Here is a 15,259-nt window from a genome sequence, read left to right on the forward strand (position 1 = left end):
CCGAGCGTCAGGTCCAGGACGGTCACAGCATCCGGCCCTTCCTCCGCCCCCACGGGCACCAGCGCTTTGGGGAGCGTATCGGTGTAGGGGCGCAGACGCCGTCCGGCGCCGGCCGCAAGTACGAGGCCTATCATCGCGGTTGTCTCCTTACGTTCCCCGGATTCCATGGAGTCGGGGATGGTGCTGTCTCTCGGCGACAGAACTGGTGTGGTCCTGCCCGTTGCGGACAGGACCACAGCGTAGACGGGGACTTTCAGCTGCCTTCGGCCACGGCCGAGTGGAGCTTCTGGGCCGCCGTCACGGTCTTCTTCGCCGTCGCCTTGGCCGCGGCCGTCTTGGCGGTCTTCGCCGCCTTCTTGGCTGTCGCCTTCTTGGCCGTCGCCTTCTTGGCGACCGTCTTCTTGGCCGCGGTCTTCTTGGTGGCGGCCTTCTTCGCCGTCGCCTTCTTGGCCGTCTTACGGGCCGTCTTCTTGGCCGGAGCGGCCTCCTCGACGCCCTCCTGCGCGGCCGGGGCCTGCGCCTCGGCGGCGGGCACGGCAGCGGCCTCACCCGCCGGGACGACCAGGACGGCCGCCTCGTCGGACGCGCTGGGCGCGGTGGCCTTGCGCACGGCACGGCGGCGCGGACGGGCCGGGGCGGCGCTCTCGGCGACCGGCTCGGCGGCAGCTTCCCCGGCCGGGGTCTCCGCGACCGGTTCGGGCGTTGCGGCAACCGTCTCGGCGACCGTCACGACGGTGGCCTCGGCCCCCGCGGGCGACCCGGCGGGCGCGGACACCTTGCGGGTGGCGCGACGCCGTGTACGGCCCTTGGGCGCGGCCTCCTCGGCGGCCGGGGCCTCGGTCTGCACGACCGCGTCCTCGACCGCCGTCGGCTCGGCCTTGGCCGCCGCGGCCGGCTCCGGCCGGACCGGACGTTCGATCTCCTCGGCGACGGTCACGTCCTGAGCGGTGGGCACCGCCTCGGCCTTCTTCGGTGCGCCCGCCGGAGCCGACACCCGACGGCCCCCGCGGCGCCGCGAACGACCACCGCGCGCGGCGGCCTCCGCCTCGGCGACGCTGCTGTACAGCTCCTCGTCGGGCGCGAACGCCGGCTCGGGCAGCGCGGCGGGCTCGGCGGCCTCGGCCGCGACCTCGGCCTCGGTCTCCGCCTCCTCCTCGGCCGTCTCGGCCGGCTCGGTGGCGACGGACGCCTCGTGGACGTGCTCGGGACCGGCACCGGCACGCGCGCGCTTCTTGCGCTTGCCGCCGCCACCGCCGGCGGACGCCGGCTGCTCCATGTGCACGATGACGCCGCGGCCGTTGCAGTGGACGCAGGTCTCGGAGAAGGACTCCAGCAGGCCCTGGCCGACCCGCTTGCGGGTCATCTGCACCAGGCCGAGCGAGGTCACCTCGGCGACCTGGTGCTTGGTCCGGTCCCGGCCCAGGCACTCCAGCAGGCGCCGCAGCACCAGGTCCCGGTTGGACTCCAGCACCATGTCGATGAAGTCGATGACGATGATGCCGCCGAGGTCGCGCAGCCGCAGCTGGCGGACGATCTCCTCGGCCGCCTCCAGGTTGTTCCTGGTGACGGTCTCCTCGAGGTTGCCGCCCTGGCCGGTGAACTTGCCGGTGTTGACGTCGACGACGACCATCGCCTCGGTCCGGTCGATCACCAGCGAACCGCCGCTGGGCAGCCAGACCTTGCGGTCCAGCGCCTTGGCGAGCTGCTCGTCGATCCGGTACGTGGCGAAGACGTCGACCTCGGAGGTCCACTTCGAGAGCCGCTCGGCCAGGTCCGGGGCGACGTGCGAGACGTACCCGTGGATCGTCGACCAGGCGTCGTCACCGCTGACGACGACCTTGGAGAAGTCCTCGTTGAAGATGTCGCGGACGACCCGGACGGTCATGTCCGGCTCGCCGTACAGCAGCGTCGGGGCGTTGCCGTTCTTGGCCTTCTTCTGGATCTCTTCCCACTGCGCCTGGAGGCGCTCGACGTCGCGGCGCAGCTCGTCCTCGCTGGCGCCCTCGGCGGCGGTGCGCACGATGACGCCCGCGTCCTCGGGGACGATCTTCTTGAGGATCGTCTTCAGCCGGGCCCGCTCGGTGTCGGGCAGCTTGCGGCTGATGCCGGTCATCGAGCCCTCGGGGACGTACACGAGGTAGCGGCCCGGCAGGGAGACCTGGCTGGTCAGACGGGCGCCCTTGTGGCCGATCGGGTCCTTCGTCACCTGGACGAGGACCGACTGGCCGGACTTCAGGGCGGACTCGATACGGCGCGGGCCGTTGGCCATGCCCAGCGCCTCGAAGTTGACCTCACCGGCGTAGAGCACGGCGTTGCGGCCCTTGCCGATGTCGATGAAGGCGGCCTCCATCGACGGCAGCACGTTCTGGACCTTGCCCAGGTAGACGTTGCCGACGTACGAGGTCGACTGCTCCTTGTTGACGTAGTGCTCGACGAGCACGTTGTCCTCGAGGACGCCGATCTGCGTGCGGTCGCCGTGCTGGCGGACCACCATGACGCGCTCGACGGCCTCACGACGGGCCAGGAACTCGGCCTCGGTGATGATCGGCACCCGGCGGCGGCCCTGCTCACGGCCTTCGCGGCGGCGCTGCTTCTTGGCCTCCAGGCGGGTGGAGCCCTTGATGGACTGCACCTCGTCGGACGGCTCGGCCTTCGGGCGGGGCTCGCGGACCTTGACGACGGTGCGCTCGGGGTCGCCGTCGCCGGGCTCGCTGTCCACGGAGGAGTCACCGGCGCGACGCCGACGGCGCCGACGGCGACGGCTGGAGGAACTGGACCCGGAGCCGTCGTCGGCGCGGCCGTCCTCGGCGTCCTCTTCCTCCTGCTCGGCGGTGTCCTCGGCGTCCTGCTCGGCCTGCGCCGCGGCGGCCTCGTCGGTGTCGTCGCCCTCGGCGTCCGAGTCAGACGTCTCGCCGCGACGACGGCGCCGGCCGCCACGCCGGCGACGGCGACGGGACCCGGTCTCCTCGGTCTCCTCACCGTCGGCGATGTCCTCGGCGCCCTCTTCGGCTTCCTCGGTCTCGTTCTCGGCGGTGGTCTCGGCGACCTGGGTCTCGGTCTCCTCGGCGACTCCGCCGCTGCGGCGCCGGCGACGGCGCCTGGACGCGCCGGCCTGCTCCTCCGGGGACTCCTCGGCGTCCTCGGTCTCCGCCTCCGCGGCGGCGGCCTGGGCGGCGGCGCGCTCGGGCGTCTGGAACTGGGGCTCGGTGAACACGGGCGCCTGGAACACGGCCACGGAGGGCCGCGCCGGGCGCGGTGCGTCCTCGGTGTCCTGCTCGGACTGCTCGGCCTTCGCCGCGGCGGCCCTTGCGGGCTCGGCGAACCCGGTGGCGGCGCCACGGACGACCCGGCGACGGCGCCGGGGCCCGGTCTGCTCACCGGTCTCGGCGGGAGCCTCCGCGGCAGCGGTCTCGGCGACCTCGGGGGTCTCCGCCGTCACCGGCTTCTCGGTGGACTCGGGCGTCTCGACGGGGGCCTCCTCGGTCACGCGCCGGGTGGCACGGCGACGCGTGCGACGCGGGGCGGCCTCCTCGGCGGCCTCCACGGGCTCGGCGGTCTCGACAGCGGCGGGGGTCTCGGGCACCTCCGTCTCGACGGCGGCCTCGGCAGCGTCCGGAGCACCGGCGGGCGCGGACACCCGACGCGTGGCACGGCGACGCGTGCGACGCGGAGCGGCCTCCTCGGCCACCTCCGCGGGCTCGGCGGTCTCGACGGCGGCGGGCGCCTCGACAGCGGCGGTGGTCTCAGCGGCAGCGGGCTCGGCCGCCTCGACGGGCGCAGGGGCGCCGGCGGGTGCCGACGCGCGGCGCACGGCACGGCGACGCGTACGGGGCGCGGGCGCCTCGGCGCTCTCCGCGGCGGCGGCCGGGGTCGCTTCCTCGGTGACCGGCGCGGCGGGCGTCACGGGAACGACGGTCTCGGCGGCTTCGACGGCCTCGGGCGCCCCGGCGGGCGCGGAGGCACGGCGCACGGCCCGGCGACGCGGACGACCGGTGGATGCGGCCTGCGTCGTCTCCTCGGACTGCTCGGTCTCTTCGTCCTCGGTGGCCTCGGGAGTCACCTCGGCCTCGACGGCCTCGATGTTCTCCTCGGGCTTCTCGGGCTTCTCGGGCTTCTCGGCCTCTTCGGTCACGGCCGCGACATCGGCGGCATCCGCGACCGGTATGGCCGGCTCCACAACCTCCGCGGGCTGCGCCTCGGTGGCGGCCACGGGCGGTCCCGCCGGGCGGGACGCCGCACGACGCCGACGGCGCGGCGGCAGGGTGTCGCTGGGAGTGTTCAGTTCGGAACCCTCGGTGGGTTCGGTCGGTTCGAGCATGCGGGCGTTTCTCCCGTCAGGCTCCCGGGCGCCGCGCCTGGTCCGGCGGCATGCCGGTGACGTCCGCGGCTCGCGCGGTGCGCGACTGCCGCCGTCCGGGGCGCGGGCGCCGCACGGGAGCTCTCTGTGTCCTGTCTCGCCGGTTCCGTACACCTCATGCGTACGGCCTGGCGAAAGTCTTCTGGTCGGTGCGCTGCCCGACCCAGGTGGCTCCCGAGTACGAGGGCTGCGCTTCGACGTACGTCCCTGCGCGGAACCTTCCTTACGCCGGCGCCGTCGCGGCGGCAGCGGGCTCGGCCTTGGCTGGGGCCGTCGCTGCCTCGCGGTCGGGCGCGAGCGGGTCGGTCACCGTGCCGGTCTCTTCATCGAACAGCCCCTGCGCCAGCCTGGTCACCGCTGCGGGGACCGGCGGCGCCAGGTCGGCCACGGCGCGGAGACCGGACAGGACGTCGTCGGGTCGTACGGCAGGCGTCACGTGCCGAACAACCAGCCGCAGTATCGCACAGGGCTGGTCGGTCGGCCTATCAGCCTGGGAACTGTGCGTTTCTGTTGTGTCCGATGCGCCTGACGCGGCTGTCGCGGCTGTCGCGGCTGTCGCGGCTGTCGCGTCGGAGCTTGTCAGTTCGACGACCGCGGGGCGGGCGTCGAAGGTGCGCACGCCGTTCTTGGTCATGCGCTGGACCTCGACGGACTCGGCGGCGTCGAAGGCGGCTACCGCTCGCGCGGCGCCGGCCGGGTCCACACCGTCGAGCCGCAGCTCCCAGACGGACGCCGTGAGGCGGTCGGCGAGCCCGGAGACCCGGGCCTCGACCGCGTCCACGATGTCGAGCCCGGTGGGCAGCGACTCGTCGAGGAGCGCTCTCAGCTGCTCCGGATCACGCGCCTCGGTGAGGGCGATCTCCAGATACTCCGCCTCACTGCCCGTGCCGGTGGGTGCGGCATTGGCGTACGACACCTTCGGATGCGGCGTGAACCCCGCCGAGTACGCCATCGGCACCTCGGCACGGCGCAGCGCACGCTCGAAGGCGCGCTGGAAGTCACGGTGGCTGGTGAACCGGAGGCGGCCGCGCTTGGTGTAGCGCAGTCGGATGCGCTGCACCGCGGGTGCGGGCGGCGGGCCTTCGGGCTGTCGCTTGCCCAGTGTCGTTCAGTCCTTCGTGAGAGCGGTCGTACTCCTACCAAGAGTACGTGTCTCGCGGCCCCGCGGTTCCCGCACGGGCACGGCTTCACGCTCCCGGGACTCCCCGAACAGCATGCGACGGAAGTCGGCGCGCGCCTGTCGTACGGACTCCCGGGCGGAGGCGAGGGCCTGCCGGGTGGCCCGGCCCACGCTGCGCGCCGCCTCGGCGACGGGCCGCAGCACCGCGTCCCGCACGACGTGCCCGACGGGCGTGAGGACCGAGCGGTACACCCAGCGCACCGGCTCGACGAAGGCCCACCGCAGGACGCTCGCGAGGAACCGGCCGACGGCGAGCGAGATGTGGCCGGCGATCCGCCAGGCGTGCCCGAGGGCGTCCCGGATCTCCCTGCCGACGACGGTGAGCACCCGGCCGGCGGGGGTGAGGACCCACCGGTACAGGGCCAGCGCGGGCAGTACGAGCAGCACGCGCGCGATCCAGTACAGCGCGATGCCGATGCCGGTGGCGACGGTGCTCACGAGCCACGCGACGCCCTTCGCGCACCAGGCGAGGGCATGGCCGACCGGTGTGAGGACCCACTCGTACAGCCACAGGGCGGGTACGACGAGGAGGTACCGCGCCAGCCGGGCGACCGCGCCGAACACCCCGAGCCCGATGGCGGCGAGCACCGCGCCGAGCCCCTTGAGGACCCACAGCACGGCGTGCCCGAGGGGCGTGAGCACGCGCGCGTACAGCCATGTCAGCGCCGCGCCGGTCCCGCGCGCGACCCACGCGCACGCGTGCCCGACCGGAGTCAGCACGTACCGGTACAGCCACACCAGGGGTATGACGAGGAGCACGTTCCCGAGCCAGGCGAGGCCCTTGGCGACCGGCACCACGGCGTACCGCCACAGCGCCACGAACGGCCACACGAACACGGCCCGGCCGAGCCACAGCAGCGCCCGGCCCACCGGCCGGAGCACGGTGTCGTTCAGGAAGCGCCCGGCGACGACGAGGGCGTCCCACGCCATCCGCACCGGCACGACCAGCACGAGCACGACGATCCGCACGGGCACCCGGATCGCGACGGCAAGACACCCCTCGGGCGCCTGGTGCTGCTGCCGAGCCGGTGGCTTCTCAAGGTCCATGTCCGTGTAGACGCCGGAGTGGCCCTTCCGGATCCAATTGCACTCCACAACTATTTGGGCCTCCGGCGCCCCCGGCGCAACACCCGGTCCGGGGCCGGGCGTTCGCATTGCGCGATGTGCGCAGGAGGTGAACAGTGGACGGGAGAGGACCGGGGCCGGCCAACAGTTGATGCGGTACCGCGCAGAGCGCATCGGGAACCATCATGGCCAGAACCACTCGGCGACATGCCTTCCACAGGGTTCACGCATCCGTCCTGGCCGCGGCACTCGCGTTGCCCGCGGGTGTGACGACGGCGATGGCGGCGCAACAGACGCCCGGAGCGGCCGGGCCGGACGCGCCCGCCCGGGCGACGTCACCCGCGCCGTCCACCCCTTCACCTCCTTCACCGACGCCTACGCCGCCCGGCCCGACCACGGGCACTCCCACTCCTACGCCGCCGACCGCCACGCCCACCGAGCCCACGACCGGGACAACGAGTTCGGGTGACACGACGCACAGCGAAGAGTCGTCAGGTACCGAAACCGGGGACGAGGAGACGACCGAACCCCCTGCCGAACAGAAGCAAGCGGTCGCCGATGTGACGGCGACTCTCATGGAGAGGCGCGCGGACGTACCCGGGGAACTCACGTCGTCCGTCGACTCGCTGACCGCCACGCTCCAGGAGGTTGTCGACCCGGATACGACACCCCAGGACCGGGAAGCGGTCACCGAAAGCGCGCAGGCGCTGGCCTCGGCCCTGGCGGTCATCACCGATGACAGCACACCGGGCGGGTTGAGGGATCGGCTTACCGGGCTCGTGAAACAGGTGACGGCCACGCTGGAGGTGGGCCTGGAGCCGGACGTGCCGGCCGAGGACCGGTCGAGGGTCTTCCTCGTCGCGGACCGGACGACCGTCGTCCTGAAGGGTTTCGGCGGTCCCAAGGCGCCCGCGACCCTGGGGCCGCAGCAACTGAAGGACATCGTGAACGTGAACTACACGGCGGCGCAGAGTCGCGGCGGGGGAAATACGGGCCGTGGCTCGCAGGGGATGAGTCTGGCCGTGAGCGATTTCCACAACCTGCCCATGTCCAGCGAGCGGCGGGTGGCGTTCGCGGCTGCGATAACGCAGGCCGGCCGCCAGATGAGGGCGGCGAGCGACCCTGAGTCCTCACCTCAGGAGCGGGCCGAGGCCCGGCACGAGATGAGCAAGCAGATCGCCCGCATGGAGGATGAGCAGAAGAAAGTCGCCTCGTCCCAGGAACAGCCGGAGGCCTCTCTCGGAAAGGCCGCCGAAGTATGCACCAACGCCATATTCAACAACGTTCCCGAGGGCGAGATTTCGGACGGACTGAAGGACGTGACTCCGCGGAGCTGGGAGACCGCGGGTGTCAAGGATTTCTGGAAGGCCAGCGATGAGGGAAATGACGTGCTCGATGTCCGCGCCCAGTTGAGCAACGACGAGCACGCCCACGCTCCCTTCCAGGTCGCCAGGCTCATCGTCGGCCTCGCCGACGTCCTGCCGGCGAACGACCTGCCCACGACCGTCGGAGGAGAGCCCGCGGCCCACTGCAAGCGGACGGCCACCTATCTGGACGAGCAGGGCATCTCGGCCGGGGACTGGGTCGCGCCCGACGACTGGTAGGGCGCGAGGGCCGTCGTCACAGACCGGCGGCTCTCAGCAGTTCCGCGACGGAAATCTCCGCGTCGGCCCGAATGCTCGCAGCGCCGTACCGGTCCAGCTCCCTTCTCACTTCCCTCAGCGAACCCGTCCTGTCCCAGCGCGAGAGCGACGACACAGAGGTGACGGGCGCGCTCCCCGGCGCCCAGGTCGCCCACACGAAGCGCGGCTTGCGCGTCACGTTGATGAGGTTGTTGTTGTGACGAACACGCCCGCTGTAGACGAGCTGTTGCCCGCATCTCTCCCATGGACAGTAGAAGCCCTCCTCGCTCTCGTGCCACGTGTAGTGAGGATTCTTGAACTCGTCCACATCCAGCTTCCCGCGGTCCTTCCGCATATAGGAGACCTGCATGGTCACGGCGACGGTCCCGTAGACCGCGTCCTCGGGAATTTGAAACACGTGCTCGACGGAGTACTGCTGCCCGACTTCGAGCCATTTGCCGGGCCCGTAGACATGACTGCTGCTGATGACGGTTCTCCTGAGGTCGCCGGCGTACCGTTCCACGTCCCCGAGCGCACTCCCCTTTCCCGCGCTCTCCCGCCATTCCCGCAACACGTCCTCGCTTCCGGTGAATTCGAAGTACTTGGCACCTCTGCCACGGACCGTGTAGATGTCATTGGTGACGTAGACCGGAATCTTTCCGGTGTTCTGCACGTGGAGCGACAGCGGAACATGGACGAACGGCGCTTCCCGATCCGCCCGCGCCGCCCCGAACCTCGCCTTCAAGGACAGGTGCATGGGGGCCGCCGTCGGCTGGTACATCGTCGAGTACGCCAGGCTCACTCCGGTCAGGAGTGCGGTGACGACCACGCCGGCCGCGAACCTCTTCGGTCGCGGCACTCCCTTCCAGCAGTCCTCCCGCACCAGGACCACGAGCGCCCACACGGCCCAGCACCACAGCGGCAGGAACAGCAGCAGGTACGGCGTGTACTCCGTCTCCTCCAGCCACATGAAGAGCAGCAGGCTGTCCGTGGCCAGCGCGATGAGCACCCCGAGCAGGACGACCGCCCCGGACATCCTGAACTGCCGTCTCCCCCAGTAGTCGAGCGCCAGCGCCGCGGCCACGCCCTGCACCAGGCCCGTCAGCACGAAGAGGCCCCCGGTCATGCGCTGGGCGAAGGTGAGCGCCCCTGCGGCGTCCGGCCAGCCGACCATCGCGCTGAGCACCATGGAGGCCAGCAGTCCGACCGTCATCACGACGAGGGTCGCGCGTCTTCGCCACGGGCGGTCGGGCCACGTACGGCTGTCGCCTCCGCGCCAGCAGATGGAGGCCGGGTCGTCCAGGTCGACGTCGTCCGGGAAGTCGAGCCGCCGCAGTATGCGGCGCAGGGCGCCCGGCGACCAGGCGCTGCCCACCGTCTCGCTGCCCCTGGTCACCCGGCGAAGCCCGCGGCTGTCCGGCGCCTCGACGACGACCCAGGGGCGAATGCTCATGGCACCAGGCTCGAACGCACCCCACCCGTGCGCACCCGGTGCTCCCCCGTTCGGCAGCCCGAGAACGTCACGTCGCTGGGCGTCATGACGCTCTCCGCCCTGAGGGTGAAGCGGGGGAACCCCTTTCCCGGCCGGCTGTGGGGACGGCCGGTGGCATTGCCGCGGGGCGGACGGAGAAGGGCCAGGTGGCGATGGGCGACGACAGGGCCGCACGGACAGCGGACCGCATCGAGCACCTGCGGGTCGAACCCGGCACGAGGGTGCGCCTGGGGCCTGTTGCGAAAGTGGCGCCTGCCGCGCGACGCCGGCACCCCCTCTCGCCGCACCGCCACCGGCAGACCCGCCGAACTGCGGTCGTGCGTGCTCAGGAGCCGCTGCGGCTCTGGGCCTCCGCCTGAGCGATGGCTTCGGCCTCGCTCTCGGCCATCGCCAGCGTCACACCGAACGCCTCGGCGATGTGACCCGCGGCCGACATCACGCGCGCGGTCCCCACGACGGGGGCGATCGCGACGAGCAGGTCCTGCAGGTTCTCGACGGTGAACTCGGCCCTGATCGCGGGGTTGATGTGGGCCATGTAGGAGATCGTGGGTGCGTCCATGGCCACGAGCGCGGCGATGCGGGAGAGGATGAGCGTGCGCTCGTCCATGTTGCAGTGCTCAAGGGAATCGATCGTCATCGCGGCGATCGTGTCGAGCACGGGAGTCTCGGATGCAGTGGCCATGACGGAGCCCGCCTTCCGGTGCTGTAGGGAGTGGAACCGCACCCACCCGCTCCACGTGGGAATCGCCCCTGGGTGTCCGGCGGTTGCCACTCCAGCGTAGGCGTCGTCCCGCTGCCGCGCGCGTCGAGCCGGACGGGCCCTTGGCCGCGTGGAGAAGGGCCGGGTCGTGACCATGTGGAGCGTGGCTACGTAGAGCCTGGCCGGGTCGTGGCTACGTGGAGCCTGGCCCGGTCGTGGCTACGTAGAGCCTGGCCCGGTCGTGGCTACGTAGAGCCTGGCCCGGTCGTGGCTACGGGGAGCGTGGCTGGGTCGTGGCTACGGGGAGCGTGGCTGGGTCGTCGGGATCCGCGACGTGAAGAACATCGCCAGGGCGCAGGCGAACGCGAGGACCGCGAGCGCGGCGCGCAGACCGTCGAGCCGGGCGTCGGCGTTGGCATCCAGAGCGGCCTGAGCCACCTCGTCGTCGACGCCCGCCTCGTCGAGAGCCGACTTCAGCTGAGCGTCCGACAGGAACGTCACACCGTCCTGGATCTCGACGGCCGCCCGGTTCTCGACCTCGGCGGGGATCGCCGGATTCTGTTCGAGGCTGGCCAGGAAGGAGGAGGCGAGCACGGCGATCAGGATCGACCCGGCGAGTGCCGTACCGATCGAGGAACCGAGGTTGGTGACGGCGTTCTGGATGCCGCCGACCTCCGCGCTGCGCTCGTCCGGCACCGCCGAGACGGTCACCGACCCCAGCTGCGACGCCAGCGCGCCCGTGCCCAGCCCGACCAGCAGGAACGGGATCGTCACGATCTCCGCGCCGGCGTCCGCGTCCAGCGCGGCCATCAGGACCACCGCGCCGGCGAGCAACGCGAGGATCCCGAGCCTGACCACCCGCCTCGGCGAGACGTCCGGCAGGAAACGGGGGATCAGGGTCGCGGCCGCCAGCAGGGTCAGGGAGAGCGGCAGCAGGCGGGCACCGGTCTCCAGCGCGGACAGGCCCAGCGCGATCGACAGATACAGGGGTACGACGAAGAACACGCCCATCAGAACCAGGTACTGGAAGAAGAACATGGTCAGACCGCCGGTGAACTGCCTGTTGCGCAGCAGCGCCGGGTCGATGAGCGGATCCCTGTGCCGCTCCATCATCCGGGCCTCCCAGGCGAGGAAGAGCCATACCAGCAGCACGCCCGCCAGCATCAGCCACACGACCGGCGAGATGCCGAGCCAGGCGGGCGCGTCGGGCTTCGGCCGGAACCAGCCCCACTCGTCCGAGCGCAGGACGCCGTAGACGAAGGACCCGAGCCCGAGGGCGCACAGTACGGCGCCGACGAGGTCGATGCGCGGGCGCTCGCCGCCCACGACGTCGGAGATGCGGCGGGCGAGCACCAGAATGCCGAGCACCACCAGGACCTCACCGGCGAAGACCCAGCGCCACGACAGATACGTCGTGGCCAGACCCCCGATGAGCGGCCCGAGCGCGATGGCCACGGCGCCCGCCGCCGCGACGAGTCCGTAGGCGGCCGGACGTCGCTCGGCCGGGAAGTTGCCGGCGACGAGCGCCACGATCGCGGGCAGGATCAGTGCCGCCCCGATACCCTCCAGAAAGGACCAGCCGAGCAGCAGCACCGGCAGGTTCGGCGCGAGCGACGTGGTGAGGGAGCCGCAGCCGTAGATGCAGCAGCCGATCGTGAAGGCGTGTCTGCGGCCGATCAGCGCCCCGACCTTGCCGCCCGGGATCATGAACATCGCCATCACCAGCGTGTACGCCGTGATGGCGCCCTGGATCCCGGTCACCGTCGTGCCCACGTCGTCGGCCACCGCCGCGATGGAGACGTTCATGACGGAGCTGTCGAGCGCCATCAGGAACTGACCGGCCGCGAGCGTCCACAGGACGAGCCGGGTCCCCGCCGATCCCTCGGCCGTGCCTGTCCCGGTGGTCATCGCCCGTCAGCTCGCAACCCGGGTCACGTCCGTCACCTTGCACGTCACCTTCTGCGCGACCCGGTCCGCGCCTCCGACCTCGGTCCGCACGGTCTGCCCCGGCGCCACGGTCGAGGACAGAGTGCCGCCCTCCGACACCCGTGTCCCGTTCGCGGCGACGAACTCGACGCTCACGCCGTACATCGACGCCTTCGAACTGTGGTTGTGGATCTCCACCCTCGCCGTCGCCTGCCGCGTCGCCGAGTCGACCGTGCACGACGTGATCCTGACGTCGTCCGACGGCGGATGGTCGGTGTCGTCATTCGCTGCGACCACGACGAGGACGACCACGATCACGACGATGACGACCACGGCCGCCAGAGCCCCGACGCACCCCCAGATACATCCACGACTCCGCTGCTTCCCCTGCGGCGGACCGGCAGGCGGCCGCGCCCACCCTCCCGGTGGCGGCGGCCCCTCGGGGGGACGCTCCCACCGAGGCCCACTCGGCGGCTCCCCCGCGGGCGGCTCACTCGGCGTCATCCGCGCCTCCTTCGTACGCCTCACCGCCACGCTAGAAAGCCGACGGCCACCCCACCAGCCGGACAAGGCCAGCCGGGCGAGGAGCACCTTGGGGGCGCTCAGCGGGAGGTCAGGGAGGTCTCGGACTCGACGCGGGTGAGTTTTTCGGGGTTGCGGACGTAGTAGAGGCCGGTGACGCGGGCGTTCTCCACGCGGAAGGCCAGCACGCCGTCGATCATGCCGTCCAGGCGCAGGAGGAGGCCGGGGTTGCCGTTGACCGTCGTGGGCTCGCCGGTGAGGACGCCGCCGGCCTTGTCGGCGCTGCCGGCCATGTAGCGCAGCACCTTGTCCGCGCCGACGACCGGTTGCAGGGCGGCCAGCTTGAACCCGCCGCCGTCGCTGACGAAGACGACGTCCGGGGCGAGGACGTCGAGCAGTCCTTGCAGGTCCCCCGTCGCGAGCGCGCGCTGGAACGATTCCAGCGCCGCCCGGGCCTCATCCGGGGAGGCCGGGGTGCGCGGCCGGCGGGCGTCGACGTGCCGGCGGGCACGGTGGGCGATCTGGCGTGCGGCGGCGGCGCTCTTGCCGATCGCGGCCGCGATGTCGTCGTAGCCGAAGTCGAAGACCTCGCGCAGCACGAAGACGGCGCGTTCGGTCGGTGAGAGCGTCTCGAGGATGAACATCAGCGCCAGCGACAGGTTCTCGGACAGCTCGACGTCCTCGGCCACGTCCGGCGCGGTGAGCAACGGCTCGGGCAGCCACGGCCCCACGTAGGCCTCCTTGCGCCGCTTGAGGCTCCGCAGCCGGTTGAGGGCCTGCCGGGTCGTGGTCCGCACCAGGTAGGCGCGCTGGTCCTGCACTTGCGCCAGGTCGACCTTGACCCATCTCAGCCAGGTCTCCTGAAGCACGTCCTCGGCGTCGGCGGCCGATCCGAGCATCTCGTAGGCGACGGTGAACAGCAGGTTGCGGTGGGCGACGAACGCCTCGGTCGCGGGGTCGCCGACGTGGTCGTTCATGTGGTGCGTTTCGCTCTCTCGTGGTGGGCCGCGGGTGCGAGGGACGGGCCGTGGACATGTACCCGGCCGGGTACGGCTCCGGCCGGTCCCTCATTCGGCCGTACCCGTCGTTCGGTCCGGCCGGATGAGGGGCGTCACCAACCTCTCCGGACAGCACACCTAGGCCGCGGGGCGGGTGCCGGACGGTGTCGTGGGGCGGGTGCCGGACGGTGTCGTGGGGCGGGTGCCGGACGGTGTCGTGGGGTGGTCCGGCCGACCCGGCTCCGGGCTGTCGGCGCCGCCCTGCGACGTACGGGCGCCGGCCTTGCGTGCCCCGGACGCCAGCTGCTTGAGAGTGAACCGGCAGGCGAACTCCTTGACGCCTGCGCCGAGCCGCCCGCTGATGTGGAGCGCGTTCACCCTGTCGTCCGGGTAGGAGAACTGGGTGACGCCCGCGTCCCGGCCGAGGCTCAGACACTGCCCGCCGAACAGCAGCCGCACCGGACCGGGTGTCCTGCCCGCGATCCGGCGCAGGATCGTGCCGGCGGCTCCCGCGCCCAGCTGCACGGCGGCCTGGCAGCTCATCCGGAACGGCCGGTCCGTCATCACGGCCGCGTCCCCGGCGGCGACGATGCGCACGTCGTCCACGCTGGTCAGCGTCGCGTCGGTCAGCAGCCGGCCTTCGGTGTCGGTACGCAGCCCGCTGCGGGCGGCCAGGTCCGGGACGCGGAACCCCGCGGTCCAGATCGTCACCGCGCTGGACACCTCACGGCCGTCGTCGAGGCGTACGGCATCGCGCGTCACCTCCGTCACGCGCGCCTGGGAACCTTCGATGACGGTCACACCCAGCTCGGCGAGCCGGCGGGCGACCGGGCGGCGGACCCGGGCATGCAGGGAGGGGCCTAGCACGTCGCCGCAGACCAGACTGACCTTACGGCCGCCTTCCGCCAGCTCGGCAGCGGTCTCCAGGCCGGTCGGACCGGCCCCGACCACGGTCACCGGATCCGTCGCGGGCGCAGCGGCCAGCGCGGACCGCAGCCGCTGCGCCCCCTCCAGGTCCGACACCGAATACGCGAACTCCGCCGCTCCGAGGACACCGGGATCGGCTGCGCCGCTGCCCACCGCGTAGATGAGGTAGTCGTACGTGAGCGTGCCACCGCCCGCCAGCGACACCCGCCGCTCGGCGGCGTCGATCCGGGTCGCGGCATCGACCACCAGCCGGACGTTCCCGCCCAGCACCTCACCGAAGCCCTCGACCGCGTCGTCGGAGCCGGTCACCATCTGGTGCAGCCGGATCCGCTCGACGAAGTCGGCACGCCGATTGACCAGGGTCACCGACACGCCGTCACGCCGCGCCAGACGATTGGCCGCCGTCACGCCCCCGTACCCACCGCCGACCACGACCACCTCGACGTTCTTGCTCATGATGTCTCCCTCGC

General features: G+C 71.9%; 12 protein-coding genes. 1 reads left to right on the forward strand and 11 read right to left on the reverse strand.

Features of this window, described 5'->3' with window-relative positions; genetic code table 11:
* The 5 genes from AC3ETA_RS02035 to AC3ETA_RS02055 form a co-directional block, all read right to left on the reverse strand.
* The coding region (locus AC3ETA_RS02035; RefSeq protein WP_432191352.1) for a sugar phosphate nucleotidyltransferase at positions 1 to 134 on the reverse strand (134 nt) is incomplete at its 3' end.
* A 119-nt stretch (positions 135 to 253) separates the two neighbouring features.
* Positions 254 to 4,318, reverse strand: coding sequence for an Rne/Rng family ribonuclease (locus AC3ETA_RS02040; protein ID WP_432191065.1), 4,065 nt, complete (start codon positions 4,316 to 4,318; stop codon positions 254 to 256).
* 262 nt (positions 4,319 to 4,580) lie between these two features.
* On the reverse strand, positions 4,581 to 5,417 hold the full coding sequence (locus tag AC3ETA_RS02045) for a TIGR03936 family radical SAM-associated protein (protein WP_432191066.1): 837 nt from the start codon (positions 5,415 to 5,417) through the stop codon (positions 4,581 to 4,583).
* Positions 5,418 to 5,465: 48 nt separating this feature from the next.
* Entirely contained in the window at positions 5,466 to 6,584 is a 1,119-nt protein-coding gene (locus AC3ETA_RS02050; RefSeq protein WP_432191067.1) for a hypothetical protein, read from the reverse strand.
* A 241-nt stretch (positions 6,585 to 6,825) separates the two neighbouring features.
* Complete coding sequence (locus AC3ETA_RS02055) at positions 6,826 to 7,074, reverse strand: hypothetical protein (protein WP_432191068.1); 249 nt, start codon at positions 7,072 to 7,074, stop codon at positions 6,826 to 6,828.
* 103 nt (positions 7,075 to 7,177) lie between these two features.
* On the opposite strand from AC3ETA_RS02055, the gene AC3ETA_RS02060 reads away from it, so the two are divergent.
* Positions 7,178 to 8,206, forward strand: coding sequence for a hypothetical protein (locus tag AC3ETA_RS02060; RefSeq protein WP_432191069.1), 1,029 nt, complete (start codon positions 7,178 to 7,180; stop codon positions 8,204 to 8,206).
* A 16-nt stretch (positions 8,207 to 8,222) separates the two neighbouring features.
* Here the strand turns inward: AC3ETA_RS02060 and AC3ETA_RS02065 are convergent, their stop codons facing one another.
* The 6 genes from AC3ETA_RS02065 to AC3ETA_RS02090 all read right to left on the reverse strand — a co-directional run bounded on the left by AC3ETA_RS02065 (position 8,223) and on the right by AC3ETA_RS02090 (position 15,245).
* On the reverse strand, positions 8,223 to 9,677 hold the full coding sequence (locus tag AC3ETA_RS02065; RefSeq protein ID WP_432191070.1) for a Yip1 family protein: 1,455 nt from the start codon (positions 9,675 to 9,677) through the stop codon (positions 8,223 to 8,225).
* Positions 9,678 to 10,041: 364 nt separating this feature from the next.
* The gene (locus AC3ETA_RS02070; protein WP_432191071.1) at positions 10,042 to 10,398 is read right to left on the reverse strand and encodes a carboxymuconolactone decarboxylase; all 357 of its coding nucleotides are present in this window, start codon (positions 10,396 to 10,398) and stop codon (positions 10,042 to 10,044) included.
* Positions 10,399 to 10,713: 315 nt separating this feature from the next.
* Positions 10,714 to 12,324 (reverse strand): MFS transporter, encoded by a 1,611-nt coding sequence (locus tag AC3ETA_RS02075; protein WP_432191072.1) that lies wholly within the window; start codon positions 12,322 to 12,324, stop codon positions 10,714 to 10,716.
* 6 nt (positions 12,325 to 12,330) lie between these two features.
* Positions 12,331 to 12,675 carry a hypothetical protein gene (locus AC3ETA_RS02080; RefSeq protein WP_432191073.1) on the reverse strand — a complete coding sequence of 115 codons (345 nt, stop codon included), beginning with the start codon at positions 12,673 to 12,675 and terminating at the stop codon, positions 12,331 to 12,333.
* Between the two features lie 269 nt (positions 12,676 to 12,944).
* Positions 12,945 to 13,841: an RNA polymerase sigma-70 factor gene (locus tag AC3ETA_RS02085; RefSeq protein WP_432191074.1), complete on the reverse strand. Its 897-nt coding sequence runs from the start codon at positions 13,839 to 13,841 to the stop codon at positions 12,945 to 12,947.
* A gap of 159 nt (positions 13,842 to 14,000) precedes the next feature.
* Positions 14,001 to 15,245 carry an NAD(P)/FAD-dependent oxidoreductase gene (locus AC3ETA_RS02090; protein ID WP_432191075.1) on the reverse strand — a complete coding sequence of 415 codons (1,245 nt, stop codon included), beginning with the start codon at positions 15,243 to 15,245 and terminating at the stop codon, positions 14,001 to 14,003.
* Positions 15,246 to 15,259 lie beyond the last annotated feature (14 nt).

It is taken from the genome of Streptomyces sp. bgisy027 (assembly GCF_057710365.1).

Bases quoted from the DNA above. Each gene is read 5' to 3' on its own strand.
- AC3ETA_RS02040 (WP_432191065.1), bottom strand. From the start codon at position 4,318: ATGCTCGAACCGACCGAACCCACCGAGGGTTCCGAACTGAACACTCCC.
- AC3ETA_RS02050 (WP_432191067.1), bottom strand. From the start codon at position 6,584: ATGGACCTTGAGAAGCCACCGGCTCGGCAGCAGCACCAGGCGCCCGAG.
- AC3ETA_RS02060 (WP_432191069.1), top strand. From the start codon at position 7,178: ATGGAGAGGCGCGCGGACGTACCCGGGGAACTCACGTCGTCCGTCGAC.
- AC3ETA_RS02065 (WP_432191070.1), bottom strand. From the start codon at position 9,677: ATGAGCATTCGCCCCTGGGTCGTCGTCGAGGCGCCGGACAGCCGCGGG.
- AC3ETA_RS02070 (WP_432191071.1), bottom strand. From the start codon at position 10,398: ATGGCCACTGCATCCGAGACTCCCGTGCTCGACACGATCGCCGCGATG.
- AC3ETA_RS02075 (WP_432191072.1), bottom strand. From the start codon at position 12,324: ATGACCACCGGGACAGGCACGGCCGAGGGATCGGCGGGGACCCGGCTC.
- AC3ETA_RS02085 (WP_432191074.1), bottom strand. From the start codon at position 13,841: ATGAACGACCACGTCGGCGACCCCGCGACCGAGGCGTTCGTCGCCCAC.
- AC3ETA_RS02090 (WP_432191075.1), bottom strand. From the start codon at position 15,245: ATGAGCAAGAACGTCGAGGTGGTCGTGGTCGGCGGTGGGTACGGGGGC.